The following is a 1,360-nucleotide window of genomic DNA, read 5'->3' on the forward strand; positions in this document are numbered from 1 at the left end:
CCCCAGGTTCTGGAGAAAGAACTGCGTTGCGAAGGCCCGTGACCGCGTCTCCGCACCGGAGCAGTCGACGATCATCGTCGCCAGCGCCGGCTGCATCACGGCCTGCCCGGCCCCGAGCGCAGCGGCGGACAGCAGCACACTCGTCGCATCGGCGGCCAGCCCGAGGCTCATCGACCCGACGGAAGCGGTGACCAGGGCGGCGAGCAGCACCGGAAGCGGACCGCGCCCGACTATGGCCCGTCCGGCGAACGGCAGCACCACGAGCGCGGCCACGGCGAAGACCGCGAGCACGAGCCCCGCCGTCGTCGCACCGAGATCCCGCACCTGCGCCACATAGACGTACAGATACGGGACGGTGAAGCCGAGTCCGAACGCGCCGAGCGCGTTGCCCACATGAATCCGACGCATCGCTGCGCCCATCCCCCTGGTCACGTTCACCCTGCCTAGGTAGAAGAAGCCCTCACCAATCGTTAGGGGTGAAGACTTCGAAGCTAAAACTTAGAAGCTAAACACTACACCTCGAAGGACTTCGATGCCAAGCGATGGCGTGCCATACTGCGGCCATGGGCGACACCCCGGGCAGCAACGGCACCGCCGAGCCGACACTCGAAGAGCAGATCGCCGCGTACCAGCGCGAGTTCCAGGGCCTCGACCCCCAGGTCGAGAAGATCGTCTCGGCGCTCTCCCGCCTCAACCGCCGGATGAACGTCGCGTACGGCCGCCAGACCGCCGCCCTCGGCATCAGCAACGCGGAGTGGGAGGTCCTCAAGGCCCTCGTCCTCTCCGGTGCCCCGTACCGCATGGGCCCGAGCGACCTCGCCAAGCGACTCGGTCTCACCCCGGCCGCCATGACCCACCGGATCGACCGCATGGTCACCGAGGGCCTGGTGACCAGGGAGCGTGACGAGACCAACCGGGTCCGCGTCATCGTGGAGCTGACCCCCGACGGCCGGCAGAAGTGGCTGGAGGCCATGCGCCTCGCCTCGGTCTTCGAGGAGGACCTCCTCCAGGACCTCTCTCCTCTGGAGCGCACCGTCCTCGGCGAGGTCCTNNGGCCGGCTCACCGACCTCGACTGAGGCCGTACGCTTGAGGGGCGCCCAGGGTTTGACCACGGGCCACCGAGGGGATGCTTGACAGTCCACCCGCAGATCCGTAGAGTTCTTCGGGTTGCCACGGAGCCGTAACGGTTCTGCGACAGCACCTCCGCCGCTGAAGCGGCACCCAAACCAACCAGTGCGATCTCCCAGCCGGGATGAATTCGGCGTGCCCGAATTCAATTCGATTTGGGTTCGGCAGGCCCGATTGGGAACTGCCGAGCAGATCCGCTAAGGTTTGGGACGTCGGAACGGCCCAACAGCC

General features: G+C 67.0%; 2 protein-coding genes. One reads left to right on the forward strand and one right to left on the reverse strand.

Annotated features, from left to right (window positions below; genetic code table 11):
• On the reverse strand, positions 1-438 hold a 438-nt coding region (locus tag AOK15_RS40925), incomplete at its 3' end, for an MFS transporter (protein ID WP_157870537.1).
• 125 nt (positions 439-563) lie between these two features.
• Here AOK15_RS40925 and AOK15_RS40930 point away from each other — a divergent pair.
• Positions 564-1,051 (forward strand): MarR family winged helix-turn-helix transcriptional regulator (locus AOK15_RS40930; RefSeq protein ID WP_157870538.1); only part of this gene is annotated, 488 nt, incomplete at its 3' end.
• Positions 1,052-1,360: the final 309 nt, after the last annotated feature.

The organism is Streptomyces ossamyceticus (assembly GCF_001418475.1).
GTDB classification, from domain to species: domain Bacteria; phylum Actinomycetota; class Actinomycetes; order Streptomycetales; family Streptomycetaceae; genus Streptomyces; species Streptomyces ossamyceticus.